Origin of the sequence: Streptomyces sp. NPDC050504, assembly GCF_044458065.1 — a bacterium.
In the GTDB taxonomy this organism is placed as follows: domain Bacteria; phylum Actinomycetota; class Actinomycetes; order Streptomycetales; family Streptomycetaceae; genus Streptomyces.
In genome coordinates, this window is the sequence record NZ_JBITHO010000004.1 from 338,289 (window position 1) to 363,758 (window position 25,470).

Consider the following 25,470-nt stretch of genomic DNA (forward strand, 5'->3'; position numbering starts at 1 on the left):
ATCAGCTGCAACAACAAGGGGGAAGAGCTGTGAAGGGCAAGAAGATACTGATCACCGGCGGCACGGGGCAGGTCGCCCGCCCGGTGGCGGAGGCACTGGCCGCCGACAACGAGGTCTGGTGCCTGGGCAGGTTCGGCACGCCGGGCGTCGAGCGGGAGCTCGCCGGGCGGGGCATCACCACCTGGCGCTGGGACATGGACGACCTGTCGGGCGACTCCCTCAAGGGGCTCCCGGAGGACTTCACCCACGTCGTGCACTCGGCCGTGCGGCGCGGCGAGGACGGCGACTTCAACGCCGCCATCGAGGTCAACTCGGTCGCCGCGGGCCGCCTCATGACCCACTGCCGGACCGCCGAATCGTTTCTTTACGTCTCCACGGGTGCCGTCTACAAGCGGCAGACCCTGGAGCACAAGTACACCGAGTCCGACCCGGTCGACGGGGTCGCCGACTGGCTGCCCGCCTACCCGGTGGGCAAGATCGCCACCGAGGGTGCGGTGCGCGCCTTCGCCCGGATCCACGGGCTGCCCACCACGATCGCGCGGCTCAACATCGCGTACGGCCCCGGCAGCTACGGCGGCGTCCCGATGCTGTACTTCAAGCGGATGCTGGCGGGCGAGGCCATCCCCGTGCCGACCGGCGGCCGGCAGAACTGGTCCTCGCTCCTCCACACCAGCGACCTGGTGGCCCAGGTGCCGAAGCTGTGGGACGCGGCGACGCCCGGCACGACGCTGGTCAACTGGGGCGGCGACGAGTCGGTCGGCATGACCGACTGCGTACGGCACATGGCGGAGCTGACCGGCATCACGCCGAACCTCGTGGAGAGCGAGGTGACCCGCGAGACGTACCAGTTCGACCCGACGCTGCGCCGCGAGCTGACCGGCCCCTGCGAGGTGGACTGGCGCGACGGCATCAGGCGCACGCTCCAGGCGCTGCACCCGGAGCACCTCAAGCAGGCCGCCACCGCCGGGCCCGCCGGACACTGAGGAAAGGTACGGAGGAACAGTCATGACGCAGCACACGGACAACACCGGCGGCACGCGCGACGCGGGCGGCACGGGCGACGCGAGTGCCGACAGCCTCGACGTGATCAGAGCCGCCTACCGCGCCTTCCGCGACCGCGACGTGGAGGGGCTGCTCGCGGCCCTCGACCCCGCGGTGGAGTGGGTGCACCCGCGGGGGATGGCGCGGTACGGCCTCGGCGGCACCAAGCACGGGCACGCGGGCGTCAAGGAGTTCCTGGCGCACGTGCCGACCGTGCTCGGCGGGATGCGCCTGGAGCCGCGGGAGTTCCTGCCGTCGGGCGAGCGGGTCGTGGTGTTCGGCGTCCGCCAGGTCACCTCGCTCGGCGGGCACACCGAGACGCTGGACTTCGTGCACTCCTGGACCGTGCGCGGCGGCAGGGCCGTCCGCATGGAGGACATCTTCGACACGGTCGTGTTCGCCGAGCTGATCGAGACCGGCAGGCCATGAGCTACGCCTACCTCGGACCCGCGGGCACCTTCACCCAGGCCGCGCTGCGCACCCTGTCGCCGCCGTCGGCCGCCGTGCCGAGCCGGCCCTTCCCCACCGTGCCCCAGACGCTGGACGCCGTGCGCAGCGGGGCGTGCCAGGCCGCGGTGGTGCCGGTGGAGAACTCCGTCAAGGGGGTGGTGCCCGCGACGCTCGACCAGCTCGTCTCGACGGGGCTGCACATCACCGCCGAGGCCGAGGTGCCGGTCACGTTCGCGCTGATGGCGCCGGAGGGCGTGGAGCTGGACGACGTCGAGCGGGTGCTGAGCCATCCGCACGCGCTCGCACAGTGCGCGCCCTGGCTCGCCGAGCGGCTGCCGGGGGCCGTGACCGCCGCCACCGGGTCGACCGCAGGGGCGGCCCTGGAGGTGGCGGGGCTCTCGGGGAACCGGGGGGCCGGGGGTTCGGGGGGCGTCGCTGGGCGTACGGCGGCGATCGCCGCGCCGCTCGCCGCCGAGCTGTACGGGCTGCGGATCCTGGCGAGCGGCATCGGCCAGCGGGCGGAGGCCGTGACGCGCTTCGTCTCGGTGCGCCCGGCCTGGCTGCCGCCCGAGCGCACCGGGCACGACCGCACCTCGCTGGTGCTGACGCCGGGGGCGGACGGGCCCGGGGCGCTGGTCGGCGTGCTGTCGGTGTTCTCCGCGCACGGGGTGAGCCTGACGTGGATCCAGTCCTGGCCGACCGGTGACCGGCTGGGCAGCTACCGCTTCTTCATCGACGTGGCCGGTCACATCGAGGACCCGCACGTGTGGGCCGCGATGAGCGAGCTCTCGGGCACGGGGGCGTCGGTGCGGTTCCTCGGGAGCTATCCGCGGGTCGGGCCGCGCGGGGGCCCTGTCGGTCCGGACGCGGGCCTCGCGGGGGCGGGGGCGGAGGCAGGGCGCGTGCTCGTGGGGGCGGGGATGCGCTGAGCGGGCAGGAGGGGGGTGGTCCCGCGCTCCTTCCGGGGGCGCGGGGAACCGCGCGGGAGCGGGGCACGCGCCGCACGTGCCCACGAACCCCGGGCGGGCTCGCCCCCGCCGCAGGCGGAAACGGCGCCCCCGGGCAGCGTCACTCCGTGTGGTGTTCGGGACCGTAGCGGTCGTCGGGGCGGTTGAGGCCGATCGGGCCGTCGGGGCCGTACAACCCGGGCTGTGTGTGCCAGGGCTGCCACGGCTGCCAGGTGTCCCGCGCTCCTGGCACCCCGTCGGCGCCGTCCCCGCACCCCGCCTGCCGCCGCCTCCCGTGCGACGGGGCGTCGACCTCGACGGGGCCGCCCCGCCGCACGCGCCCGCGCGCGCCCGCGCCGGGCGACGCGTCCGCCCTGCCCGGCGCCATGATGTCCGGCCGGTTCACCGCGAGTTCCGCGGCGACCGAGCGGACCGCGGTCAGTACGGTCGCCACGGCCGGGTTCGCCAGCGCGCCCCTGCGGGCCACGATGGAGACCCGGCGGATCAGCGGAGCACCGGCCAGGGCGATCCTGACGACCGGGTAGCCGGGTCTGTCGGGCACCAGGTCGGGCACCAGCGCGACGCCCCAGCCGAGCGAGACGAGGCCGAAGACGGCCTGGACGTCGCCGATGTCGGCCACCCTGTCGGGGGTGAACCCGGCCGCGGCGCAGGCGTGCAGCGCGAGCCTGCCGAGGCCGGACTCGGGCGCGAGGATCCAGGAACGGTCGGAGAACTCGCAGAGCGCGGGCGGGCGGGTGAGCGCGGCGGCCGGGTCGTCGGGCGGTACGGCGAGCCGGATGCGGTCGATGATGACCGGCTCCTCGTAGAGCTCGGGCACGGGCTCTTCGGGGACCTGGTCGAAGCGGGCCGACATCACCACGTCGAGCCTGCCGAGCCTGACCGACTGCCTGCCCTCGGCCGCCGACACCCCGTGGAAGGTGATGCGCAGGTCGGGGTAGGCCGCGCGGACGCGCGTCAGGGCGGGTACGAAGAGCGCGGGCCCCTCGTGGAACGGCAGGCCGACCCGTAGCTCACCGGTGACCCTGCCGGTCGTGGCGAGCAGCGCGGACTCGGCGGCCTCCAGGCCGGCGAGTATCCGCTCGGTGTGCTCCACCAGCAGTTTTCCGGCGGCGGTGAGCCCCGCGTGGCGGCTGCCGCGGTCCAGCAGGTCGACGCCGGTCTCCGCCTCCAGGGCGGAGAGCTGCTGGGAGACGGCCGAGCGCGTGTAGTTGAGGGCCTGCGCCGCTGCCGCGATCGAGCCGTGCGCCTCCAGTTCCCGGAGCAGCACCAACTTGCGTACGTCGAGCACCGTCAGCCTCCCTAACGCATGGTGTCTGCAACCGTCACGCCAACATACGGGACACGGAGGGCCGTCTCGGACTTCAATGGAGCGACCGCTTCAGTGATTGAGGGGAATTCACCCGTGCCCACCTTGCTCCACCTCGATTCCAGCGCCCGCAACAACTCCATCTCCCGGCAGCTCTCCGCGGAATTCGCCGGAGCCTGGTTCGCCGGGAACCCGGATGGGTCGTACATTCACCGTGATCTCGCGGCGAACCCGGTCCCCCACATCGACGGCGCCCAGGTCGAAATCATGACGCGTCTCGAAAGCGAGGGAGTTCGTGATCTGGTGACGGCCCGGGATGCGGCGCTGACTCCCGAGGAAAAGGCCAGCTGGGACATCAGCTGGCCGCTGATCGAGGAGGTTCTCGCGGCAGATGTGATCGTTATTGGGCTGCCCATGTACAACTTCTCCGTACCTTCCGCGTTCAAGGCCTGGTTCGACCGGGTGGCGATCCCGCCACTGGTCGTCGACTTCGAGTCGGGCAGGGGCGAGTTGTCCGGAAAGCGCGTGGTGGTGGTGAGCGCGCGCGGCGGCGCCTACGGCCCCGACGCGCCCCGGCGGGCCTCGGACTTCCAGGAACCGTATCTGAAGGCGGCCTTCGAAATGGTCGGTCTCGCCGACGATCTCACTTTCCTGCACGCCGAGCTGACGAAGTCGGCGCACGTGGAGCGGCTTTCGCAGTTCCGCGAGCTGGCCGCGGTGTCGTTGAAGCAGGCCTTCGAGGGGGCGCGCGAGGCCGCGCAGCGGGAGCAGGAAGCGGTGCGGTAGGGGGAGGTTCAGGACCTGAGGTAGGTCAGGACCGCGAGGACCCTGCGGTGGGTGCCGCTCTCGGGCGGCAGGTCCAGTTTGCCCAGGATGTTGCCGATGTGCTTGCCCACCGCCGCCTCGGACACCACGAGCCGCGCCGCGACGGCCGCGTTGGACCTGCCCTCCGCGACGAGGGCCAGGACCTCGCGTTCGCGCGCCGTCAGCCGCTCCAGCGGATCGCGCCTGCGGCGCAGCAGTTGGCGTACGACCTCCGGGTCGACGACCGTGCCGCCGCCCGCGACCTCCCGCAGCGCCGCCTCGAACTCCTCGACCTGGCCGACGCGGTCCTTGAGGAGGTAGCCGACGCCCGATCCGTCGCCCGAGTCGAGGAGTTCGCCCGCGTAGCTGCGCTGGACGTACTGGGAGAGGACGAGGACGGGGAGTCCCGGGGTGCGCTCCCTGAGGCGCACCGCCGCGTGCAGGCCCTCGTCCTGGAAGCCGGGCGGCATGCGGACGTCGGTGACGACGACGTCGGGGGCGTGTTCGGCGACGGCCGCGAGCAGGGCGTCCGCGTCGCCGACCGCGGCGACGACCTCGTGGCCGAAGCGGGCGAGGAGCCCGATCAGGCCCTCGCGCAGCAGGACGCCGTCCTCGGCGAGCACTACGCGCAGCGGTTCGGGGACGGGGACAGCGCTGTGCACGGAATCTCCACACGAAGCAGGGTCGGGCCGCCCGGCGGGCTGGTGAGGGAGAGTCTGCCATCGAGTACGGAGATCCGGTCCGCGAGCCCCGTGAGGCCGCTGCCGCCCGCCGGGTCGGCGCCGCCCGCGCCGTCGTCGCGCACGTCGAGCACGAGGCGGCCGTCCGCGTGCCCGCCGGTGATCTCGGCGCGTTCGGCGCCGCTGTGCCTGGCGATGTTCGCCAGCGCCTCGCTGACCACGAAGTACGCGGCGGTCTCGACGGGTTCGGGCAGGCGCCCGGTCAGGTCGAGCGTGACGTCCACCGGGACGGGCGAGCGGTCGGCCGCGTCGGCGACGGCGGCGGGCAGGCCGTAGTCGACGAGGACCCTGGGGTGGATGCCCCTGATCAGTTCGCGCAGTTCCGCCAGGACGCGGCCCGCCTCGTCGTGGGCGGTGGCCAGCCGGTCCGCGAGGGGGCCGGGGGGCGCGTCGAGGCGGGCCAGACCGAGCGTCATCGTCAGCGCGACCAGGCGCTGTTGGGCGCCGTCGTGCAGGTCGCGCTCGATGCGGCGGCGTTCGGCCTCGAAGGCGTCGACGAGGCGGACCCGGGAGCGGGTCAGTTCCGTGACGCGGCGGGCCAGTTCGGCGTCGGCCGGGACGAGGAGGTACCGGGTGAGGCGGGCGCGGCCCGCCGCGACGAAGGTCAGCGCGCAGGCGCCCGCGGCGAGGAGGGCGAGTCCCGCGGCGGCAGCGGCGGCGGCCTCGGGCCAGGTGTCGGCGACCCAGGGGGACTTGAGGATCCGTATCCCCCGGTCCTCGCCGACGGCGGCCAGCAGGACGGGGGTGGCGACCAGGGCGAGCGGGACGAGGAGCGCGAGGGTCGCGGCGATGAGGTCCAGGGGCCACAGGACGGTCGCGAAGGCGACGGCGAAGCCGAGTTCCCGCCAGGTGGCGGGCTCGCGCGCCCGGGTGCGCGCCCAGGCGACGAGGCCGGGGGCGGGGGGCGTGCGGTGCGGGGTCGGGGCGGGGCGGTCGTCGACGAGGCGCAGTCTGCGCCGCTCGACCGCCGCGAGCGGGATGCCGCTGAACGCGAGGAGGGCGAGGAGCGGGAGGCCGACGAGGAGCACGGCGAGGGCGGTGCCGAGGAGGGCGGTGGTCAGGAGGGTGAGGAGGGTGAGGGCGCCCAGGGGGGTGGAGGTGAGGAGGTAGGCGGCGGCGCGGTGGGGGCGCGGACGGGAGCGGGGGCGGGGCATGGGGGAACGGTACGGAGGGCGGGCGCGCGGGGGCCATCCGTCTGTCCGGAGGGCGGGGGTATGCCTGGCCCTACCTTTCGCGGGGGCGGGGTGCTTTGTACGGGGTGGGGTCCCGTTGGACGGGGGGCGCCGCCTCAGCTCAGGCCGTGGCCCAGGCCCGTGCCCGCCGGGACCGGGATCCAGCCCCGCTCCTCCACCCCCGCGAACGCCCCCGCGGCGAGCGGGTCGTGTTCGACCAGGAGCGGGCCCACCAGGTCAGGCGCCACCCCGGCCCCCGGCAGCGCGGCGGCGAGGTGCACCGCCGCGAGCGTCGCCACGCCCAGCTCCGGCATGGTGCCCACCTTGACCGCCACCCCCGCCGCCTCCGCGACCGCCGCGGCCTGCCGGGCCCTGTGCAGCCCCCCGAGCTTCAGGATCTTGATGTTGAGGACGTCCGCCGCGCCCCGCCGTACGACCTCCAGCGCGTCGTGCAGGGACTGCACCGACTCGTCCGCGACGACCCGCAGCCCCCCGCGCCCCCGGATCGCGGAGAGGCCCGGCAGGTCCCAGCGCGGAAGGGGCTGTTCGATCAGGTCGAGCCCCTCGTCCGCGAGCCGCGCGCACACGTGCTCGGCGACCCCCGGCGCGTACCCCTCGTTCGCGTCGAGCGACAGCTCGACCGCCGCGGGGACCGCCTTGCGCACCGCCCTGACCAGTTCCACGTCCCGCGCCGGGTCCGCGCCGCCCTTGACCTTGATGTGCCCGAAGCCCCGCTCCGCGTACCGCGCGGCCTCCTCGGCCATTTCGGGCAGCGTGCCGAGGCCCACCACCCAGGCCGTGGGCACCCGGGTCCGCACGGGCCCGCCGATGAGGTGGCTGACGCTCCAGCCGGCCGAGCGCGCCACGAGGTCGTGCAGCGCGAGGTCGAGCGCGGCCTTCGCGAGGTGCTGTCCTCTGATCGCCGTGTCCATCGCGGCGTGCGCCCCCGCGATGTCGCGGGCGTCGCGGCCGATGAGCACGGGGCCCGCGTGCCCGGTGACGGCGGCCTCGACCCCGGCGAGCGTCTCTCCGGTGTAGGCGGTCATCGGGGACGCCTCGCCGAAGCCGGACGCCCCGTCCTCCGTGCGCAACTCCACGACGAGGCTGATGAGTTCGGGGCTGACGCCGCTGGAGATGACGAAGGGGCGGCGGTAGCGGGCCCGCACCACCCGGGTGTGGATCGACTGGATCTTCATGCTGCGCCTGCCTTCCGTTGTCGCACGCGTCCGTGACCGCACGCGTTCGGTGACCGCACGCCTTCCGTGGCCGCACACGCCGTTCGTGACCGCACACGCCTTCGGGGCCACACACGCCCTCCGTGGCCCCACACGCCTTTCGGACCCGGCCGCAATGCCCCCGGCCGCGTCAGACCTTCATGCGGTAGACGATCGGCGGGCGTCCCGTCCTGCCTTCCTGCCTGTCGCTCGTCGCCACCGCGACCCCCGCGCGCTCCAGCCGCTTGAGGATGCGCCGCGCGGTGCGCTGCTGCACCCGCAGGTGCTCCGCGACGCGGAGCGCGGTCAGGCCCTCTTCCGGCCGCTCGCCCGCCAGTTCGCGCAGCCGGTCCAGGGTCCGCGGGTCGATCCCCGCGCGGCGCGCCAGCACCTCGGTGCTCTCGGTGCCGACGTCCGGGCCCGCGCCCGCCGTCCGCGCCAGGACCATGTCGACGTCGTCGCCCAGCGAGACGACCCCGGCCACCTCCCCCACCGCCCGCGCCCTGTTGACCGCGCGCCTGGCCAGCGCCTCCGCCTCGGCGGCCGTGCGCCCGAGGCCGAACCCGACGTGGACCGTGCGGTGCCGGGCGGCGGGCCCCTCCAACAGGGGCAGCACGGTGAACCGCTCGGTGACCCGCTCCAGCATGCCGCGCGTGGTCACCACCAGCCGCCGCCCGTCGGAGAGCCGGGCGAGGCTGCCGCCCAGCTCGGCGAGGTCCGCGGCGAGCGCGTCGTCGGGGCCCGGCAGGTCGACGATGCCGAGCGCCACCTGCGCGTCGCCGCTGCGCTGCCCGGCCGCCGTGAGGACCAGCGCCCTGAGCGTGGCCAGGATGGAGTGCCGGGACGGGGCGAGGCGCACGGCGTGGGTCTGCTGCTCCAGCACGTGGAAGGCGGAGCCGAGGCAGGTGACGGCGACCCTGGACTGCTTGCCGTCGCGCGCCCCGAGGTGGAAGTCGACCAGGTCCTGCGAGGTCAGTCCCGGCCGGTAGGGCAGGACGTGGACGTGTTCGGTGGGGAGCTTGGCCTCCGTCAGGGTCTCCATGACCTCGTCGCGGCGCAGCGTGTCGATGGAGATGCGGGAGATGTCGTGGCCCAGGCGCAGCAGTTCGACCAGGGCGCGCAGCAGGGTCGCCCCGTTGTACGGGACGTACATCGCGGGCCGGTCGAGCGCGCCCTTCCCGGTGGCGATGGTGTGCGGGACGACGCCGGTGAACAGCACGGCGTCGCTCACCCGGCGGGAGCGCTCCAGGACGTCGGCGGTCTCGTCCTCGTGCCGGTAGGGGAAGGGCAGCAGCCGGGCCGGGCCCGCGCCGCCGCCGACCGCGATCACCTTGTCGACCAGGTCTTCGGGGCCTATCACGCCGACCCTGAGAGGCATCGGCCGCTCTCCGTTCTCGTGTGCCGGGCACTCGGTCTCCCGGGGCGGGCCGACGCGGGAAGGGCTCGTACCGCCCGCTCCGCCGCATTGACGCCCATGGCCCCGCGGCCTACTTTCGGCCCAGGCCGCAACCGTCCGTCGCCGAGAGGATAGTGCCCCGATGCCCGAACGGGAAATGCCGCTGCCGACAGTTCTCGAACCGCGCGGACGCACCTTGGGCGAGGAGGAACGGGCCGCCGTCCTGAGGGTGTTGGAGTCTGGCGTGCTGTGCAGCGCCTTCGGCGGGGAGGCCCGTGCGCTGGAGCGCGAGCTGGCCGCGCTGTACGGCGGGGGCGAGGCCGTGGCGTGCAGTTCGGGCACGGCCGCCGTGCACCTCGCGGTCGCCGCCGCCGGGGTGGGTCCGGGCGACGAGGTGATCACGACGCCGATCTCGGACTTCGGCACGGTCGCCCCGGTCGTCGCGCAGGGCGCGCACCCGGTCTTCGCGGACGTGCGCGCGAAGGACGGCAACCTGGACGCCGACGCGGTGGCCGCCGCGGTCACCGGGCGCACCAGGGCGGTGATCGTGGTCCATCTGTTCGGCGCGGACGCCGGGGCGCGGCGCCTGAGGGAGGTGTGCGACGCGCACGGCCTCGTACTGATCGAGGACTGCGCGCAGGCGTGGCTCGGCGAGGACGCCGAGGGGCGGCTGCTGGGCACGGTCGGCGACATCGCCTGTCTGAGCCTTCAGCAGTACAAGCACATCACGGCGGGCGACGGCGGTCTGACGCTGACCCGGGATCCCGGACTGGCGCGCCGCATGCGGCTGTTCATGGACAAGGGGTGGGACAGGACCGAGGGGCGGGTGCACCGCGAGCCGGGGCTCAACTACCGGATGCCGGAGCTGGTCGCGGCCGTCGCGCGGGCCCAGCTCGGCAAGGTCGCGGAGGTCGTACGGGTGCGCAGGGCGCGCGCCCGGCAGTTGCTCGCCGCGCTGGACGGGATCGCGGGCGCGGAGCCGGCGGGGAGTCCGGTGGGGCACGCGTGGTGGACGTTCCCGCTGCTGGTGGCGGAGCACGCGCGCTGGACGGGGCCGCTGCGGGCCGCCGGGATCGGGGCGGTCGGCGGCTACCTGGAGCGCCCGCTGTACGCCAACCCGGCGCTCGGGGGCATCGCGCGCGGCGGCCCGTGCCCCCGTGCGGAGCGGTTGATCGCGCACACCCTGCTTGTGCTGCCGTGGAACGAGGCATACACCAAGGACGACGTCGATCACATCGCCGCGACACTCCGGGAGGCTTCCGCCCGATGACCAGCACCGCGCCCGACGCGCCCGCCGCGCACCCTTCCTCGTACGAATGGCTGCACCCCGCCCCCGAGGAGCACGTCGCCTGGGACGTCGACGTGCTGTACGGACCCTGGCCGCGCCATCCGCACGACTCGACGCTCCGGCAGGTCCGTTCGCGCCTCGACCGCTCGCCGGTCGCCGGGGGCCTCGCGCTGTCCACGCGCGGCGCGCTCTTCGACGACGCGGCGGGCAACGCCGAGACGCTGCGGGACCTCGCGGACTGCCCGGAGCTGCTGCCGGTCGGCACGGTCGACGTGCGCGACGCGCTGACCGCCGAGGACCGCCTCGACGAACTGGCCGGTGCCGGGGTGCGGTTCCTGCGCCTGTTCACCGTCGAGCAGACCGCGCAGCCCGGCTTCCCCGGCTACCGGCACGTCGTCGCGCAGGCGGTCGCGCGGGGCTTCGTCCTGCTCCAGGACGGCGATCCGCGGCTGTACGGCCCGGTGCTCGCGGGGCGCGGCGCGAAGGTGGTCTTCCTCGACCTGCACGCGTACTACCTGGCGGACTTCCTGCTGCTGGCGCGCGAGGAACCGGGCTTCATGGTCACCACGCGGATGCTGTCGGGCCCCGACTCGATCGAGCGGGTGGTGGACTCGGTGGGCGCGCGGCACCTGGTCTTCGGCTCGCGCACGCCGTTCATGGACATCTCGCCGCAGACGCTGCGGCTGCGGTACGCGGCGATCGACGACGCGGCCAGGACCGCGATCGCGGGCGGGAACGTAGAGGAGCTGCTGGGCTGATGCCGATCATCGACGTGCACGCGCACGTGGGCCGCTGGCAGTTCCACCTCTCCACGGGGGGCGCCGAGGTCAACGTCGCGCAGATGGACAAGTACGGCATCGACCTCCAGCTGGTGTCGGCGTCCGAGGGCGTGGTGTTCGACGCGGTCGCGGGCAACGAGGCGCTGCGCGCGGACCTGGAGCGCCATCCGAGGCTGTACGGGTACGCGGTGGTGAACCCGAACCGCATCGAGGAGAGCGCGGACGACCTCAAGCGGTGCCTGGCGACGGGCAGGTTCGTGGGCGCGAAGATCCACACCGCGTACCCCGGACGGCTGCCCGGCACGCGCCAGATGGCCGAGGCGTTCGACCTGGTCGCGGAGGCCGGGGTGCCGCTGCTGCTGCACACCTGGGGGCGCGAGGTGGAGCGGCTGCCGGGAATGCTGGAGGCGCGCCCGGGACTGCGGGTGATCATGGGGCACGCGGGCGGCGAGGCGTGGCAGGAGGCGGCGCACGCGGCGGCCGCCTGCGACCGCCTCTACCTGGAGCACTGCCGCACGCTGACGAACGCGGGCCGGATCGCGTACGCGCGCGGGGCGGGCGTGGACATCGGGCAGATCCTCTTCGGCACGGACGCCAGCCTGATCGACCCGTGCGTCTCGCTCGGGGTGATCAGGGACGCCAGGTTCGCCCCCGACGAGCTGGAGCGGGTGCTGTGGCGCAACGCCGCCGAACTGTTCGGCCTCGGGGAGGCGATCACGCCGGTAGCGTGACGGGATGGCCGAACAGTCGAACGCCGATTCGCACGCCGGGGCGCCCGGCACCTGGCAGCCCGGCGCGCCCGGCGTCCTGGAGCTGCCCTCCGGGCGGCTGGTGCGCGGCCGGGGGCTGCGCAAGCCCCTCCCGGCCGGGCCGCTGCCCGCGCTGACCGTCCAACTCCTCGGCGGGCGCGTGCCGCTTGACGGTGCTGACTGGGAGGTGCGGTGGCTGCGCTGGCCGGACTTCCGGCTGCCCGGCGACCGGGACGAGGCGCGCGAGGTGCTGCGCGAGGTGTGGGAGCGGTCGGCCGTCGAGCGGGTCGAAGTGGGCTGCGGCGGCGGGCGCGGGCGCACGGGGACGGCGCTGGCCTGTCTCGCGGTGCTGGACGGGGTACCGCCGGCCGAGGCGGTGGCGTACGTACGGGCCCGCTACGACCGGCACGCGGTGGAGACGCCCTGGCAGAAGAGGTACGTGCGGCGCTTCACGGCCTGAGGGCCCGCGCCCGACGGGCGGGGCGCACCCGCCAACGGGCCCCGTGGCGACCGGATTTCAGGGTCCGCCCCGAGGCCGCCTCAGGGTGGACCCCGAGATCCGCGTGCCCCATACACCGTCATAGAAGCGAATGCGGCTCCACGGTTGCATTTTCTCGCACAGTGAGCCGGAAGTTGCCTGATTTTCTTCGGCGTCCCGTCCGATATGTCGCTGCAACTCATGTGACTCGTGATGTCTCTGGGACTTCAGTGGCAGCAGAATGCCAACGATGCCGTGGGCCCACGACGGGCCCCGAGGAGCGACATAGCGTACGGCGCATGAGTTTCGGCCATGTGCTTCTGCAGCCCTCAGGTCACCCCCTCGCCCCGTCCGCCGGGGCTTCCTCGCTCTCCACCACTCCGAACACCGAGCTGGTCAGGCTCTGTTACAAGCTCCTGGCCGAAGGCGAGACGGAACAGCTCCTCGCGATGCTCGCGCCCGCCGCCGAATGGATCCAGCCGGAAGGGCTCTCTCCGTACGGCCTCGGCGGCACCCGGATCGGCCCCGCGGGCGCCCGGCTCTTCCTCGACCGCGTGCCGCGGGTGTTCGACGAGTTCCGCGCGGTGCCCGAGCAGTTCGTCGAGACCCCGGACAACGGTGTGCTGGTGCTCGGCACCCGCCACGTCCGCGCGCCGGGCGGGCAGGCCCGCACCGTGCCCTTCACCCACCTGTGGAAGATCTCCGACGGGCAGATCGGCCGCTTCGAGGAGCGCTTCGACACCGAGCCCGTACGGGGTGCGCTGCGCGCCGTCACCTCGTCGTCCGCCCTGCGCCGCGGCCGGCGCGCCAAGGCGCCGGACCCGGACCGGTTCATCCAGCTGGGGCTGGGCTTCTGGCCCGCCAAGGTGCTGCTGAGCGCGCTGGAGCTCGGGGTGTACGAGGCCCTGTCCGGCGCCCCCGCCGACGCGGCGACCCTCGCGGCCAGGCTCGGACTGCACGAGCGCGGCGCCCGCGACTTCTTCGACAGCCAGGTCGCGCTCGGGATCCTGGAGCGCGAGGACGGGGTGTACCGCAACACCCCCGACGCCGAGATGTTCCTCGACCCGGCGAAGGACAGCTACATCGGCGGCCTCCTGGAGATGGCGGGCGAGAAGTGGTACGCCTCCTGGGGCCGCCTCACCACCGCGCTGCGCACCGGGGAGCCGCAGAACAACCTCGGCGGGGACGGGGGCGATCCGTTCGCCGCGCTGTACGCCGACCCTGAGCTGACCCGGCGCTTCCAGAAGGCGATGACCGGCGGTTCGATGGCGGCGGCGGGGGCGCTGGCGCGGACGTTCCCCTGGGAGCGGCACCTGGTGGTCGCGGACGTCGGCTGCTCGGAGGGGATCCTGCTGAGCACCGTCCTGCGCGAGAACCCGCACCTCACCGGGGTCGGCTTCGACCTGCCGCAGGTCGGCCCGACCTTCGCGGAGCACAGCGCGCACCACGGGCTGGCCGACCGGGCCTCCTTCGTGCCGGGCAACTTCCACACCGACCCGCTGCCGCGCGCCGACGTCATCGTCTTCGGCCGGATCCTGCACGACTGGGACCTGGAGACCAAGCGGATGCTGCTCGCCAAGGCGCATGCGGCGCTGCCGCCGGGGGGTGCGGTGGTGGTGTACGAGTCGATGATCGACGACGAGCGCAGGACGAACGCGTTCGGGCTGCTGACGAGTCTGCACATGCTGCTGGAGAGCCCGGGGGGCTTCGACTACAGCGGGGCGGACTGCGTGGAGTGGATGCGGGAGGCGGGGTTCCAGGGATGCGCGGCGCGGCCCCTGGAGGGGCCGGTGTCGGTGGTGATCGGCTACAAGTAGACCGGCTGCGAGCAGGGGGTGGCGAGCCCGCTCGGGGTTCGTGGGCACGGTGTGCGCGTGCCCCGCTCCCGCGCGGTTCCCCGCGCCCCCGAAAGGGGCGCGGGGCCGTGCCGGTGCGCGGCTCCGCCGCGCGGGCGGGGTCTCCCACCCCGCACCCGCAGGTCCGCACGCGCCGCGCACACCGCTACCCCGGGCCGTACGGGTCGTGTGCCGACGCCTCCGGGATCAGGCCCTCCTCCGCCGCCGCCCGCAGCATCCGCCCCACGTACCCCTCGATCGGCGCCACGAACGTCTCCCGCGCGAACCGGTCGAGGCGGTCCGACGCGCGGACGAACTCCGCGTACTCCCCCGCCCGCCACGCGTCGAGCACCGCCGTCGTCAGCCCCACCCGCGCCGCCGCGATCCCCACCAGTGCCGTGTCCGCGCCCCACATCAGGGACGGGCCGAACATCCGGTCCTCCCCCGTGACCACCAGCTTCCCCGTGCCGGTCGCCGCCCTGATCGCGTCCTGGCAGTCCACCGCCCGGTCCAGCGTCGCGAGCTTCACCCCGGCGCACCCGGGCAGCGCGAGCAGCGCCGCGATCAGCTCGGGCGAATAGCGGCAGCCCCCCGCCTCCGCGTGCAGGAAGAACCCGAGCACCGGCAGCCCCGAAGCGGCCGCGACGCGCTCGTGGAGGCGTACGGTCTCCGGCTCGGAGAGCCCCGGCAGCGGATAGACCATCACCGCGTCCGCCCCGCCCTCCGCCGCCGCGACGCCCATCGCGACCGTCGCGTCGGCCGCCTCGGCAGCCGACCAATCCCCGCGCTGCGTCAGGGACTTCGGGACGCCCGCGCCCGCCACCACCGCCCCGTCGACCGCCGCCCGCCAGATCTCCAGGACCAGCCGCCGGTCCTCCGGCGAGAGGTGCAGGCCCCTGCCCGTGTGCGCCCAGACGGCGACCCCGCCGATCGGCTCGGCCGCGATGCGCGCCGCGTACCCCCGCAACGCGTCGAAGTCCACGGCCCCCTGCTCCGACATCGGGGTCAGCACCGCGGGGAGCACCGTCCCGCGCAGCCTCCGCACCAGCTCGGCGGTCGCGGCCATGTGGGCACCCCATCCCGTCTGTCCCGGACGTCGCGGACACGCTAGCCTTTGCGGCCCGGACCGTAAAGGACGACAGAGGGCGCCAGAGGGCGGCAATTCGCTTCGCCATCAGGGGGGTTGAGGCCATGCGGCTTGGGCTGTACGTCAATCTCTACGCCGCGGACGGCGAGCGCCCGCGCCTCGCCGACGCCGTGGAGCAGGTGCGGCTCGCGGAGCGGGCCGGGTTCGCCTGGGCGGTCGTCGGCGAGCGCCGGCTGCACCGCCCCGGCTACCACGAGGCGTTGACCTCCCTCGCGTACCTCGCCGCGCACACCGAGCGCATCGGCCTCGCGACGGCCGGGCTCATCGCCCCCGTCCACCAGCCGGTCCACCTCGCGGAGACGCTGGCGCACCTCGACGTGCTGTCCGGCGGGCGGCTGACCGCGGGGTTCGTCCTGGGCTACCGGCCCGAGGAGTTCGCGCTGTACGGCACGCACGCCAAGGAGCGGGTGCCGCGCTTCGAGGAGTGCCTGGAGCTGGTGACCAGGCTGTGGACCGAGGACGAGGTGACGTACGAAGGCCGCTGGACGAGCGTGGAGTCCGCGTTCCTCAGCCCGCGCCCCGTACAGGCCCCGCGCCCCCGGATCTGGAACGGCGGCCGGGTCTCCGCGACGCTGCGCCGCACCGCGCTGCTCTGCGACGGCTGGACGACCTCGTTCAACGAGACGGACCGGGAGCTGTCGGAGAAGATCGCGGAGTACCGCGCGCTCCCCGGCGGCCCGCGCTCGCTGGGCCGCGAGGTGATCGTGTGCCGCGAGGGGTACGCGGCGGACACCTCGCAGGCGGCCCGCGCCGCGCTCCAGGCCCCGCTGCGGAGCCTGTACGACGCGTACGGCGACTGGAAGCGCACCTCGCCCGACGCCGCGCGCTACGCCCAGGAGTGGGACGACATCGCGGCCCGCGGCGTCATCGGCTCGCACGCCCGGTGCGCCGAACGGCTCGCGCACTACGCGGAGTCGGGCGCGGACGGCGTCGTCCTTCGGGTGCAGCCGCCGGGCATGGGGCAGGCGGACGCGCTGCGCGCCATCGAGGCGTTCGGGGCGCTCGCCGGATGACCCCTACCCCTTGAGGCCCGACGTCGCGATCGAGTCCGTCAGGTACCGCTGGAGCAGCCCGAAGACCAGCAGGCACGGCAGTACGGTGATGGTCGCCCCGGCCATCACCTGGTTGACCGGCACGTTCTCGCCCTCCAGGGTCGCCAGCCCCACCGTCAGCGTGCGCATCTCCTCGGACTGGCCGATGACCAGCGGCCACAGGAAGTCGTTCCAGTGCCAGAGGAACACGAACACGCCGAGCGTGGCGAGGACCGGGCGGATCAGCGGCAGCACGACCGTCGTGTAGATCCGCCACTCCGACGCCCCGTCGATCTTCGCGGCCTCGAACAGCTCGTCGGGCAGCCCCACGATGAACTGCCGCATCAGGAAAACCGCTTGGGAGTTGGCGAGGGTCGGCACGATCAGGCCCCAGTAGGTGTCCACGCCGCCCAGCTCGGAGACCAGGACGTAGTACGGGATCAGCGTGGCCTGGAAGGGGACCATCAGCGTCGCCAGGAACGCCCAGAACATCACCTCGCGCCCGGGGAAGCGCTTCTTGGCGAAGGCGTACCCGGCCATGGAGGCGAAGAGCAGGATCAGCACGACCGAAACGAGCGAGTAGACCAGGGAGTTGACCACCCAGCGGCCGATGTCGGCGCTGTCGAGGACGTCGGAGAAGTTCCGCCAGGTGGCGCGGGTCAGGTCGAAGGCGCCCGGCAGGGTCTGCCCGCCGGGCGGCGCGAAGGCGACCAGCACCATGGCGACGAAGGGCGCGGCCGTGACGAACGCGACCAGGAGGAGCAGCACGGGCAGTCGCAGGCGCCCCATCAGTCCTCGTCCCCGCCCAGCAGCCGCCGCTGGACCAGTGAGAAGACCAGGACCACCAGGAAGAGGACGATGCCCGCGGCGCTCGCGTAGCCGAAGTCGAAGAACTTGAACCCGGAGTCGTAGACGAAGTAGACGAGCGAGTAGCTGGCGCGGACCGGGCCGCCCGCCGTCATCACGTACACCGCGTCGAAGACCTGGAAGGCCTGGATGGCCTCGATGACCAGGACGAAGAAGAGGACGGGCCGCAGCAGCGGCAGGGTGATCCAGCGGAAGCGCTGCCAGGGGCCGACGCCGTCGAGGGTGGCGGCCTCGCTGGTCTCGCGCGGGATCGACTGGAGTCCGGCGAGCAGGATCAGCATGGAGTAGCCGAAGCCGCGCCAGGCGGAGGCGGCGGCGACGGACGGCAGGACCAGGTCCTCGTCGCCGAGGAAGTCGACGGGGCCCAGGGACAGGGCGCCGAGCGCGGTGTTGAGCAGGCCGTCCTCGACCTCGTAGATCCACTTCCAGATGACGGCCGCGAGGACGACGCTGGTGACGTACGGGAGGAAGAACAGGCCCCGGAAGAAGCCGCGCAGCCAGAGCGCGCGGTGCAGCAGCAGGGCGGTTGCCATGGAGAGGCCGACGGTCATGGGGACGAAGACGGCGGTGTACGCGGCGGTGACGCCGAGGCTCTCCCAGAAGAGGTCGTCGTCCAGGAGGCGGGTGTAGTTCTCGGCGCCGATGAAGGTCCACTCGCCGTTGATGCGGTAGTCGGTGAGGGAGAGGAGGGCGGCGCCGAGGGTGGGGCCGAAGCGGAAGACCAGGAAGAGCAGGAGCATCGGGGCGACGAAGAGCAGCCCGGTCCTGGCCTCCCTGCGCCGCGCCGCCCGGCCGCCCGCGTTCCCCTCCCGCGCCGCCCGCCCGCCCGCGGGCCGGGTGCGCCGCGCCCCGCCCCGTGCGGTCTCGGTCAACGCTGCCGCGCCAGCAGGTCGTCGCCCGCCTTCGCCGCCGCCTTCAGGGCGTCCTCCGGGCTCTTCTTGCCGGTGAGCGCGGCCTGGATCTCGGGGGCGATCAGCGACATCAACTGCCGTGCCGCTGGGGCTGGTTCGCCGGGCCTGGTATACGCGAGGGCCGCTTCGAACTGCTTGGCGTACGGGCTGGAGTTCGGCACCGTGACGTCCGTGCGCGGCGAGAAGAAGCCGCCCGCCCTGCCGAGGGACTCGATCTGCCGGGGACCGGTCATGAAGGCGATGAACTTCTCCGCTCCCTCAGGGTTATCGGTCCTGGCGTTGATGCCCAGGCCGCCGGGGATGCCGAAGGAGACCTGCGCCCCGGGGCCGGTGAGCGGGGCGCCGACGACGACGTTCTCCTTGCCCCAGGCGGTGGCGGCGAGGGCGGCGTCGGCGGGGGTCGCGGTGTGGCTCACGGCGGCCTGCTGCCTGCCCATGGGGTGGTCGGTGAAGAGGTTGGCGTTGGTGAGCGCCGAGCGGGGCACCGAGCCCGCCTTGTAGAGGTCGACGAGGAAGGTGAGGGCCGCGACCCCGGCGGGGCCCGCGAACGCGGTCTTCTTTCCGTCGTCGGTGAAGACGCTGCCGCCTGCCTGCCACAGCAGCGGGTACCAGCTCATGTTGAGCGAGGCCTCGTTGGACGCGGAGTAGTCCAGGACCGCGACGCCCCGTGCCTTCAACTTGGGCGCGGCCGCCTTGAGTTCGTCCCAGGTGGCGGGCGGCTCGTCGATGCCCGCGGCGGTCAGGAGCTTCTTGTTGTAGAGGGTGCTGGTGACGGTGTGGTAGATCGGCGCCGAGTAGACCTTGCCGTCCCTGGTCATCGCTTCGAGCGCGGCGGGGCGGTACTTGGCCCTGACGTCCTCGATGGCGCCGTCGACGGGGCGCAGCGCGCCGTTCGCCTGGAACTGCGGGATCTGGTCGGGGCCAAGCAGCACGACGTCGGGTCCCTTGCCGCTGCCGAAGGCGGTCGCGAGCTTCTGGTCGCGGTTCTCCCAGGGGAGCAGTTCGACGTCGAGGTCGACGCCCGACTCGGCCTTCTCGAACGCCTTCTCCACGCCGTCCCAGTAGGCGGAGTTGGCCTTGGGGTCCATGATCACCGGATACATCCAGACGGTGACCTTCTTCCCTCCCGATCCGCCGTCGCCGCCGCATCCGGCGGTGACGAGGGCGGTGGCGGCCAGGAGTGCGAGGGGGACGGTGGCGCGCTTGACACCTGACTTCATGGGGGCCTCCGCAGGGCCTCGGAAAGGGAGTCGGCACCCGGCCGCCGTTTCGGCCTGGCCCGAAAGTAGCCCCGCTGTTTTTGCCTGTCAATGCCCGGGGAATCGACTCGCGCCGACCCTGACGTCTCGTCACATCGCCGGTTTCCAGGGCCCTTTGACGCTTCTCCGCACGGCCGGTCGAGACCGGGGGGCGATGCTCGCGGCACACCGGGGGTGGGGGCGCGTGGCGCGTCTTCGTATGATTCCCCATGGCCTGAATGTGCCTCCATACGGTACCGTACGGCCATGGTACGCAGAACGTTGACCTCGCAGGACTGGGCGGACGCGGCCCTCGCCGCGATCTCGGAGCGCGGCATCGCGGGAGTGGCCGTCGAACCCCTCGCCGCCCGGCTCGGCGCGACCAAGGGCAGCTTCTACTGGCACTTCCCCAACCGCGACGCGCTGGTCGAGGCCGCGCTGAAGCGCTGGGAGGAGATCTGCACGGAGGAGATCATCGCCTTCGTGGAGGCCGAGCCCGACCCGGAGCTGCGGCTGCACAGGCTGCTGGACCGGGCGACGGCCTCGGCCGCCGAGGACCGGCTGGAAATAGCGCTGCTCGCGTCGGCGAAGCACCCGGTGGTCGCGGCGGTGCTGCACCGGGTCACGGAGCGCCGGATCGCCTACACCTCACAGCTCTTCGAGGACCTGGGGTTCTCGCCCAGCGAGGCGCAGGAGCGCGGCCTGTTCGCGTACTGCGCGCACCTCGGGCACGACCAGTTGACCCACGCGGTGCCGCAGGCGCTGCCGACGGGCCGGGCCCGCACGGAGTACATGAGGGCGGTGCTGAACACCCTGCTGCGGCCGGTGCGGGAGACGGGGCAGAGCTGAGGCCCCCTCCCGAGCCCGCCGGGCCCCTCCCGCGCGCCGGGCCCGCCTCAGCGGCTGAAGTCCATCAGGCTCAGCAGCAGGTGCGCCGACTCCGGGTGGCGGATGTCCGAGTGGCCGCCCGCCGGGGTCCACCAGCGCCCCCGGAACCGCCACCCCGCGTCCACCTCCACCAGGACGTGGCCCAGCTCCTTGCCCTCGTACGGCGCCTCCGTCCCGTGCAGCACCGTCCGCGCGGGCTCCACCACCGCGCCGCGCACGCCCACCGTGCCGATGCCGCCCGTGCGCTCCGCCAGCCAGTGCCACACGCCCGTGGCCCGGTCGGCGTGCGACGTCGTGAGCGTCACCGGCCCGCTGACCGGCGCCGCGGTGAGCAGCGTGCGGAACACCCCCTCGGGGGCGAACGAACCGGGCAGGGCCGCCATCTGGAACACCAGCAGGTTGTCCACGGTGTACGGGTAGCGCGGATCGGCCCGCACGGGTCCCGCGGTCCCCGCGCGCGAGCTCTCCTGGATCGCCTGGCACAGCACCCGGCCGCCGAAGGAGTGCCCCACGCAGGTGAGGTACTGCCCGCCCGAGCTGCGCGCCGTCGCGCCCCTGGGGAGGATCCGCCCGTCCGTGGGGTGGTTGAGGTAGCCCAGCAGCGCGGCCAGGACGTGCGCGGCGTTGCCCTCGGTGCTCAGCGCGTGCGCCCGGTCGCGGATCCTGCGGTAGCCGCGGCGCAGCGGGCTGCTGGCGGAGGGCCAGCGCAGCACGAGGTAGAGCCTGCTGCGCGGCTCGGCCGGCAGCGCCGGGTACGCCCGCGGCCGCGCGGCGAGGAGTCGCTCGGCGTGGACGATGAGCGCCCCGGCGTTCTTCGTGGCCCGGCCGCGCCGGGTGTTCCAGCCGTGCGCGAAGAGCACGATGTCGGTGACGTGCGGCGCGACGGGCACCGTACGGCCGAGCACGGCGGGGACGCGGTCCACCGGGACCGGTTCGCCCGTGCGCGGGTCCAGCAGCCGTCCGCGCGCGTCCAGGTCGATGGGGACGACGTCCGGCGCGGGGCCCGGCGGCGGCGCGGAGCCCTTGTTCCCGCGCCCCCTGCGACCGCTCCCCGGCCTCAGGCGGCCGGGCACAGGTCCTCCCGGCACAGGTGGGTCTCCAGGTTGCGGTGCACGCAGTACAACAGGCCCAGCGGGTTGTGCTGCTCGTCCATGAACTCCCGTGCCAGCAGCCGCACCACGGTCCCCACGTCCTTGGCGGCGCGGCCGTCGCGGCCCAGGAACTCCTCCAGGAACCGGCGGCCGTACTCCCCCAGGAAGCGGATCGGGATCTCCGTCTCGGGCGCCGCCAGCGCGCTGAACCAGCCCTTGGCGCGCAGCGATTCGACGAAGCCGCGGTCCAGTTCGCGGTGGGCGAGGCCGCCCCGGCAGGAGTTGAGCACCGCCAGCATCGGCTGCCCCGCGTCGGCGGCCCACTGCTCGGCCTGGACGCGGCCCAGCGTCCCGCGCCCGGTGCCGCCGCGCGGACTGCGCCCCAGGTGCAGCAGGGGCCCGGCCTCGGCGTCGTACTCGCAGTGGCAGCCCAGGTAGAGCAGGTGCACGCCGGGCGCGCCCTGCCGCAGCAGCCGCCTGACCGCGTCCGGCGTCTCGTACTCGTCGACGTCGGAGGGGACCTCGCGGGCGGCGGTGAGCACCGGTTCGACGCAGGACGTGCGTCGGCCCGTGCGCCGGTCGAGGGGCATGTCGTCGTCCAGCAGCCGGTCCACGATCGCCGCGACGGACGGCCTGGCGCCACGCCCGACGCGCAGTTCCACCGGCAGGTTGTCGTGCTGCGAGGTGCGGACCTCGATCTGGTGGCGGTAGCCCAGGAACCACTCCTTGTCGGGCACCCCGTCCGGGTCGACGCCCGGCGGCGGCACGCACAGCAGCGGCCACGGCGCGTAGAACCGGTCGGGCCTGATCGTGATCAGACAGCAGCCGGACTCGTCGGCCGACGTGGTGAGCATGTGCAGGAAGAAGTCGCGCAGGGCCGTCATGTCCTTGGACTCCAGCGCTCCGCGCTCGCTGCTGAACAGGGTGTTGAAGGCGTCGCGGCCGTACGCGGCCATCGCGGGCAGCAGTTCCTTGGAGGGGTCCCAGGCGGCGCCGCGGAAGTCGGTCTCGTTGAAGAAGGGCTGCCAGGACTGCCGCCCGTCCGGGCCGGGCCGGTAGTGGTCGTGGATCGCGTTCTCCCACTCGCGGCGCAACTCGTGCATGTCCCGCATGAGTTCGCGGGCGCGGGGCGCCTGTGCGTGCAGGGAGTTGCCGTGGCGCAGGCCGATGCCCTGGAGGCTGAAGTCGAGCGCGTCGCGCTCGGGGCGGAACTGGATCCACAGGCTGATGTCGCGCTCGGGACCCTTGGACGAGAAGTACTTCCTGGTGAGGTCGCCCGCGCTGTTGTCCGCGTCGGCGGTGCCCCTCAGCGGGGTGCGCCTGCCGGGGAGCTTGTCCGGCGGGGTCATGGCTCCGCGACCTCCGCCACCGCCGGCTCGACGCGGCAGACCTCCACCTGGCAGCGCACGTCCTGCAGGACGGTGTCGTTGGCGGCCGTGATCAGCACGAACCGCAGGTGCTGCGGGCCGGTCAGCTGGGATTCGAGCTCGATGTCGGCGGTGAGGGGCCACTGCGAGCCCACCGGCTGGAGCATCTGCACGGGCGGGTCGATCTTGGCGTAGGGCGCCATGGTGAGGAGCTTGAGCTGTCCGTCCTTCTCGCTCCCGGTCTCCAGCGCTTCCACCAGGTCCTGGTCCAGTTGGACGTCCAGACGTATTCGGTAGGGCTGTTCCAGCACGACCGGCACGTCGCCGAGCACACTGGCCTCGATGTAGCAGCGGGATTCACAGACCGGGTCGACCTGGTGGTTCGGCATGTCTTCTCCTTCTCCTCCGTCGGACTCCTCGTCCTCCTCGGGTACGGTCACTTCGCTCCTGCGGGGCCGTTCCGTCCGCCCCGACTGTTCCGCGGCGGCGCAGCGCGCGCCGTAGCGGTCACCGATTTCCTCGAACAGCCGCCGCGCGGCCGCCAGTTCCGCGGCGCGCAGGTCCACCTCGTACGGGTGCCGCAGACAGCGGGCGTACTCGAAGCGGGTCCAGGCCAGGGCGCGCCGGTCGATCCACACGTGCGGCGCGCCGGGGCGGGCCGTCTCGCCTTCGCCCTCCTGGGACGGCTCCAGGACGTCCAGCGCCTCGCGCAGTTCCCTGCGTGCCTTGTCGAGGCGGCCGAGCGCCATCTGGCTGCGCGCGTTCTCCAGCCGCACCCAGGCGAGGCCCGCCTGGTCGCCGGTCTGCTCGAAGCCCTCGGCCGCCCGGGTGAGCAGGCCGAGCGCGACGGACGGGTCGTCGTCGGCCTTGGTGCAGCAGGAGGCGAGCACCAGCTGGGCCCAGGACCTGCCGCGCACGCCGCGGTGCAGCTGGTGGAGTTCGAGGCTGCGGTCGAGGATCCGTCTGGCCTCGTCGAAGGCGCCGACGTCCGCGTAGAGCGCGCCGAGGCCGTGCAGCACCCACGCCATGCGGACCTGCGCCTCGGGGTTGCCGAGGTGGTCGAGCGGGGCGAGCTGGTCGCGGGCGCGGCGCAGGTAGCGCATGGCGGGCGCGAAGTCGCCCATGTAGTGCAGCGTGACGCCGATGTGGCGCAGCGCCCACGCCTCGTCGAAGCCGTTGTTGTCCTCGGCGTATCTCTCCCGGACGGCGCGCAGTTGCTCGTACGAGGCCGTGAGCTGGCCGTCCCTGCGGGCGCCGATGCCGACCGCCATGTCGATGGCGCAGCGCACCGAGCGCAGCAGGCCGTTCTCGCCGAGGGGGATCCTGCGGCCCGTGCTCTCCTTGTCGACGACGTCCTCCAGCATGGAGAGGCTGTTGAGGTCGCCGGTGGTGACGAAGAAGGTGCACAGCGCCTTGATGACGTCGAGCGTGATGCCCGGGTCGACGCGCTCGGCGATCTGGAGGGCGCGGATGACGGCGCCCTTCTCCTCGGCGAGCCAGCCGAGCGCGGAGTCGGAGTCGGCGAAGGGCGGCAGCGGTTCGAGGTGCCCGTCGACCGCGGGCCTGGCGGCCAGGGTGAGGCGGCAGTAGGCGGCGCGCAGGATCAGCGGCGCGACCTTGCTGCCGGGCTCGTCGGCGTCCGGCGGGTGGGAGAGGCGGTACGCGGCGAACTGCCGTACGGCGGAGGAGATGCGGAAGCGGTCGCGGCCCTGGAGCTCCAGGAAGTAGCGGTCGGCGAGGTCCCGGAGCAGTGCGGCGACCTGCTCGACGCGCTCCGGGCCGTACGCCCCGGCCTTGCGGTGGAACAGCTCGGCCGCCGTGTGCACGCCGACCGTGGAGGTCTCGGGCAGCGAGAGCACTTCCAGCAGGCCGCGGTGCTCGGGCTCCAGCAGGTCCTCGCAGGCCCAGTCGAGCACGGCCCACAGGAGCAGGTCGGCGTCGGCGGGGTGGTTGCCGAGCGGGAGGCGCTTGCGCTCGCTGAGGCGTCTGCGCAACTCCTTGACCAGGTCGGGGACGGCGAGGCCGGTGTGGTGGGCGTAGAGCGCGCCGGTCAGCTGGATGGCGAGCGGGCTGCGGAAGCACTGCTCGACGACGGAGACGACCATGTCCCGCGAGGGGCGTCCGCCGCGGGCGCCCGCGGCCTCCCGGAACGCCTCGACGCAGCCGGTCAGGTCCGGGCCCTCGACGGGGATGTTGACGACCTTCCCCGCCGCCAGGCCCAGGGTCTCCGGGCAGGGGGCGAGGCTGGTGGCGATGACCAGTCCGTCGCTGCCCGCGGGCAGGAGCGGCTGGACCTGGTCCCAGTCGGCGACGTCGTCCAGCAGCAGGACGGTCTTCACCCGCTCGGTGACCTTGGCGTACTCCTCGCTGAGGTGGTCGGCGTCCATCTCCAGCGGGAGCAGGGCGCGGGCGCCCAGCATGGACAGCAGCTCGCGGAACTCGTTGGCGGCGCCGCTGGGCGTGCGGCCCGGCCGCAACTCCATGAGCACCGCGCCGAGTTGCCTGCGCAGCTGGAGGGCGGCGCGGTTGGCGCGGGTGAACTTGCCGATGCCCGGCGGGCCGTGGAGCACGACGACCGCCGTGCCGTGTCCCACGAGGCGGCTCGCCTCGTGGAGGACGTCCCGCAGGACGGAGTCGTCGTCCAGTTCCGGTGGTTCGGGCTGTTGTCCCGTCGTCCCTCGATGCGGAAGTAGCGCCATACCGGCCCCCC

Annotated in this window: 23 protein-coding genes; 11 read left to right on the top strand and 12 right to left on the bottom strand. The window is 73.6% G+C overall.

The features are described from left to right. Positions 1 to 29: 29 nt before the first annotated feature. The 3 genes from ACIBNE_RS16805 to pheA are packed head-to-tail and all read left to right on the top strand — an operon-like array spanning position 30 to position 2,420. Positions 30 to 983, top strand: coding sequence for an NAD-dependent epimerase/dehydratase family protein (locus ACIBNE_RS16805; RefSeq protein ID WP_399272105.1), 954 nt, complete (start codon positions 30 to 32; stop codon positions 981 to 983). A gap of 22 nt (positions 984 to 1,005) precedes the next feature. Next, positions 1,006 to 1,470, top strand: coding sequence for a nuclear transport factor 2 family protein (locus tag ACIBNE_RS16810; RefSeq protein ID WP_399272107.1), 465 nt, complete (start codon positions 1,006 to 1,008; stop codon positions 1,468 to 1,470). Beyond that, entirely contained in the window at positions 1,467 to 2,420 is a 954-nt protein-coding gene (gene pheA, locus ACIBNE_RS16815) for a prephenate dehydratase (protein WP_399272109.1), read from the top strand. Before ACIBNE_RS16810 ends, pheA begins: the two co-directional genes overlap by 4 nt. Before the next feature lie 139 nt (positions 2,421 to 2,559). On the opposite strand, the gene ACIBNE_RS16820 is transcribed toward pheA, so the two are convergent. Further along, complete coding sequence (locus tag ACIBNE_RS16820) at positions 2,560 to 3,747, bottom strand: LysR family transcriptional regulator (protein ID WP_399272111.1); 1,188 nt, start codon at positions 3,745 to 3,747, stop codon at positions 2,560 to 2,562. A gap of 114 nt (positions 3,748 to 3,861) precedes the next feature. Here ACIBNE_RS16820 and ACIBNE_RS16825 point away from each other — a divergent pair, with 114 nt between their 5' ends. Then, on the top strand, positions 3,862 to 4,551 hold the full coding sequence (locus ACIBNE_RS16825) for an FMN-dependent NADH-azoreductase (RefSeq protein WP_399272113.1): 690 nt from the start codon (positions 3,862 to 3,864) through the stop codon (positions 4,549 to 4,551). Between the two features lie 8 nt (positions 4,552 to 4,559). Here ACIBNE_RS16825 and ACIBNE_RS16830 read toward each other — a convergent pair whose 3' ends face one another. The 4 genes from ACIBNE_RS16830 to ACIBNE_RS16845 all read right to left on the bottom strand — a co-directional run bounded on the left by ACIBNE_RS16830 (position 4,560) and on the right by ACIBNE_RS16845 (position 9,073). Further along, on the bottom strand, positions 4,560 to 5,192 hold the full coding sequence (locus ACIBNE_RS16830) for a response regulator (RefSeq protein ID WP_399272949.1): 633 nt from the start codon (positions 5,190 to 5,192) through the stop codon (positions 4,560 to 4,562). Then, positions 5,192 to 6,463 carry a sensor domain-containing protein gene (locus tag ACIBNE_RS16835; protein ID WP_399272115.1) on the bottom strand — a complete coding sequence of 424 codons (1,272 nt, stop codon included), beginning with the start codon at positions 6,461 to 6,463 and terminating at the stop codon, positions 5,192 to 5,194. The genes ACIBNE_RS16830 and ACIBNE_RS16835 overlap by 1 nt, the downstream gene beginning before the upstream one ends. Positions 6,464 to 6,597: 134 nt before the next feature. Then, complete coding sequence (locus tag ACIBNE_RS16840) at positions 6,598 to 7,677, bottom strand: mandelate racemase/muconate lactonizing enzyme family protein (protein WP_399272117.1); 1,080 nt, start codon at positions 7,675 to 7,677, stop codon at positions 6,598 to 6,600. A 169-nt stretch (positions 7,678 to 7,846) separates the two neighbouring features. Further along, on the bottom strand, positions 7,847 to 9,073 hold the full coding sequence (locus tag ACIBNE_RS16845) for a hypothetical protein (protein ID WP_399272119.1): 1,227 nt from the start codon (positions 9,071 to 9,073) through the stop codon (positions 7,847 to 7,849). Positions 9,074 to 9,233: 160 nt separating this feature from the next. On the opposite strand from ACIBNE_RS16845, the gene ACIBNE_RS16850 reads away from it, so the two are divergent. The 5 genes from ACIBNE_RS16850 to ACIBNE_RS16870 all read left to right on the top strand — a co-directional run bounded on the left by ACIBNE_RS16850 (position 9,234) and on the right by ACIBNE_RS16870 (position 14,202). Then, positions 9,234 to 10,361 carry a DegT/DnrJ/EryC1/StrS family aminotransferase gene (locus tag ACIBNE_RS16850; RefSeq protein WP_399272121.1) on the top strand — a complete coding sequence of 376 codons (1,128 nt, stop codon included), beginning with the start codon at positions 9,234 to 9,236 and terminating at the stop codon, positions 10,359 to 10,361. Further along, positions 10,358 to 11,137 (top strand): hypothetical protein, encoded by a 780-nt coding sequence (locus ACIBNE_RS16855; protein ID WP_399272123.1) that lies wholly within the window; start codon positions 10,358 to 10,360, stop codon positions 11,135 to 11,137. Before ACIBNE_RS16850 ends, ACIBNE_RS16855 begins: the two co-directional genes overlap by 4 nt. Beyond that, complete coding sequence (locus ACIBNE_RS16860; protein ID WP_399272125.1) at positions 11,137 to 11,889, top strand: amidohydrolase family protein; 753 nt, start codon at positions 11,137 to 11,139, stop codon at positions 11,887 to 11,889. Before ACIBNE_RS16855 ends, ACIBNE_RS16860 begins: the two co-directional genes overlap by 1 nt. A 4-nt stretch (positions 11,890 to 11,893) precedes the next feature. Then, the gene (locus ACIBNE_RS16865; protein WP_399272127.1) at positions 11,894 to 12,367 is read left to right on the top strand and encodes a protein-tyrosine phosphatase family protein; all 474 of its coding nucleotides are present in this window, start codon (positions 11,894 to 11,896) and stop codon (positions 12,365 to 12,367) included. 317 nt (positions 12,368 to 12,684) lie between these two features. Continuing rightward, the gene (locus ACIBNE_RS16870) at positions 12,685 to 14,202 is read left to right on the top strand and encodes a methyltransferase (RefSeq protein WP_399272128.1); all 1,518 of its coding nucleotides are present in this window, start codon (positions 12,685 to 12,687) and stop codon (positions 14,200 to 14,202) included. 184 nt (positions 14,203 to 14,386) lie between these two features. Here ACIBNE_RS16870 and ACIBNE_RS16875 read toward each other — a convergent pair whose 3' ends face one another. Further along, positions 14,387 to 15,286: a dihydrodipicolinate synthase family protein gene (locus ACIBNE_RS16875; RefSeq protein WP_399272130.1), complete on the bottom strand. Its 900-nt coding sequence runs from the start codon at positions 15,284 to 15,286 to the stop codon at positions 14,387 to 14,389. A 125-nt stretch (positions 15,287 to 15,411) separates the two neighbouring features. On the opposite strand from ACIBNE_RS16875, the gene ACIBNE_RS16880 reads away from it, so the two are divergent. Then, complete coding sequence (locus ACIBNE_RS16880) at positions 15,412 to 16,380, top strand: LLM class flavin-dependent oxidoreductase (protein WP_399272132.1); 969 nt, start codon at positions 15,412 to 15,414, stop codon at positions 16,378 to 16,380. A gap of 3 nt (positions 16,381 to 16,383) precedes the next feature. Here the strand turns inward: ACIBNE_RS16880 and ACIBNE_RS16885 are convergent, their stop codons facing one another. Genes ACIBNE_RS16885 through ACIBNE_RS16895 form a run of 3 tightly spaced genes read right to left on the bottom strand, consistent with a single transcriptional unit; the run spans position 16,384 to position 19,396 of the window. Next, entirely contained in the window at positions 16,384 to 17,187 is an 804-nt protein-coding gene (locus ACIBNE_RS16885) for a carbohydrate ABC transporter permease (protein ID WP_399272133.1), read from the bottom strand. Continuing rightward, positions 17,187 to 18,137, bottom strand: coding sequence for a carbohydrate ABC transporter permease (locus tag ACIBNE_RS16890; RefSeq protein WP_399272135.1), 951 nt, complete (start codon positions 18,135 to 18,137; stop codon positions 17,187 to 17,189). The genes ACIBNE_RS16885 and ACIBNE_RS16890 overlap by 1 nt, the downstream gene beginning before the upstream one ends. Beyond that, positions 18,134 to 19,396 (bottom strand): ABC transporter substrate-binding protein, encoded by a 1,263-nt coding sequence (locus ACIBNE_RS16895; RefSeq protein WP_399272137.1) that lies wholly within the window; start codon positions 19,394 to 19,396, stop codon positions 18,134 to 18,136. The genes ACIBNE_RS16890 and ACIBNE_RS16895 overlap by 4 nt, the downstream gene beginning before the upstream one ends. Positions 19,397 to 19,681: 285 nt before the next feature. On the opposite strand from ACIBNE_RS16895, the gene ACIBNE_RS16900 reads away from it, so the two are divergent. Next, entirely contained in the window at positions 19,682 to 20,263 is a 582-nt protein-coding gene (locus ACIBNE_RS16900; protein ID WP_399272139.1) for a TetR/AcrR family transcriptional regulator, read from the top strand. 47 nt (positions 20,264 to 20,310) lie between these two features. Here ACIBNE_RS16900 and ACIBNE_RS16905 read toward each other — a convergent pair whose 3' ends face one another. The 3 genes from ACIBNE_RS16905 to ACIBNE_RS16915 are packed head-to-tail and all read right to left on the bottom strand — an operon-like array spanning position 20,311 to position 25,459. Next, complete coding sequence (locus ACIBNE_RS16905; RefSeq protein WP_399272141.1) at positions 20,311 to 21,375, bottom strand: hypothetical protein; 1,065 nt, start codon at positions 21,373 to 21,375, stop codon at positions 20,311 to 20,313. Further along, positions 21,360 to 22,742 (bottom strand): hypothetical protein, encoded by a 1,383-nt coding sequence (locus ACIBNE_RS16910; RefSeq protein ID WP_399272142.1) that lies wholly within the window; start codon positions 22,740 to 22,742, stop codon positions 21,360 to 21,362. The genes ACIBNE_RS16905 and ACIBNE_RS16910 overlap by 16 nt, the downstream gene beginning before the upstream one ends. Further along, a complete protein-coding gene (locus ACIBNE_RS16915; RefSeq protein WP_399272144.1) occupies positions 22,739 to 25,459 on the bottom strand; it encodes a tetratricopeptide repeat protein in 2,721 nt (906 codons plus the stop codon). Before ACIBNE_RS16915 ends, ACIBNE_RS16910 begins: the two co-directional genes overlap by 4 nt. Positions 25,460 to 25,470 lie beyond the last annotated feature (11 nt).

Excerpts from the sequence above, each read along its gene's own strand:
- ACIBNE_RS16810 (WP_399272107.1), top strand. The coding sequence starts at position 1,006 with ATGACGCAGCACACGGACAACACCGGCGGCACGCGCGACGCGGGCGGC.
- pheA (WP_399272109.1), top strand. The coding sequence starts at position 1,467 with ATGAGCTACGCCTACCTCGGACCCGCGGGCACCTTCACCCAGGCCGCG.
- ACIBNE_RS16835 (WP_399272115.1), bottom strand. The coding sequence starts at position 6,463 with ATGCCCCGCCCCCGCTCCCGTCCGCGCCCCCACCGCGCCGCCGCCTAC.
- ACIBNE_RS16840 (WP_399272117.1), bottom strand. The coding sequence starts at position 7,677 with ATGAAGATCCAGTCGATCCACACCCGGGTGGTGCGGGCCCGCTACCGC.
- ACIBNE_RS16845 (WP_399272119.1), bottom strand. The coding sequence starts at position 9,073 with ATGCCTCTCAGGGTCGGCGTGATAGGCCCCGAAGACCTGGTCGACAAG.
- ACIBNE_RS16850 (WP_399272121.1), top strand. The coding sequence starts at position 9,234 with ATGCCCGAACGGGAAATGCCGCTGCCGACAGTTCTCGAACCGCGCGGA.
- ACIBNE_RS16855 (WP_399272123.1), top strand. The coding sequence starts at position 10,358 with ATGACCAGCACCGCGCCCGACGCGCCCGCCGCGCACCCTTCCTCGTAC.
- ACIBNE_RS16860 (WP_399272125.1), top strand. The coding sequence starts at position 11,137 with ATGCCGATCATCGACGTGCACGCGCACGTGGGCCGCTGGCAGTTCCAC.
- ACIBNE_RS16865 (WP_399272127.1), top strand. The coding sequence starts at position 11,894 with ATGGCCGAACAGTCGAACGCCGATTCGCACGCCGGGGCGCCCGGCACC.
- ACIBNE_RS16870 (WP_399272128.1), top strand. The coding sequence starts at position 12,685 with ATGAGTTTCGGCCATGTGCTTCTGCAGCCCTCAGGTCACCCCCTCGCC.
- ACIBNE_RS16875 (WP_399272130.1), bottom strand. The coding sequence starts at position 15,286 with ATGGCCGCGACCGCCGAGCTGGTGCGGAGGCTGCGCGGGACGGTGCTC.
- ACIBNE_RS16880 (WP_399272132.1), top strand. The coding sequence starts at position 15,412 with ATGCGGCTTGGGCTGTACGTCAATCTCTACGCCGCGGACGGCGAGCGC.
- ACIBNE_RS16885 (WP_399272133.1), bottom strand. The coding sequence starts at position 17,187 with ATGGGGCGCCTGCGACTGCCCGTGCTGCTCCTCCTGGTCGCGTTCGTC.
- ACIBNE_RS16895 (WP_399272137.1), bottom strand. The coding sequence starts at position 19,396 with ATGAAGTCAGGTGTCAAGCGCGCCACCGTCCCCCTCGCACTCCTGGCC.
- ACIBNE_RS16900 (WP_399272139.1), top strand. The coding sequence starts at position 19,682 with ATGGTACGCAGAACGTTGACCTCGCAGGACTGGGCGGACGCGGCCCTC.
- ACIBNE_RS16910 (WP_399272142.1), bottom strand. The coding sequence starts at position 22,742 with ATGACCCCGCCGGACAAGCTCCCCGGCAGGCGCACCCCGCTGAGGGGC.
- ACIBNE_RS16915 (WP_399272144.1), bottom strand. The coding sequence starts at position 25,459 with ATGGCGCTACTTCCGCATCGAGGGACGACGGGACAACAGCCCGAACCA.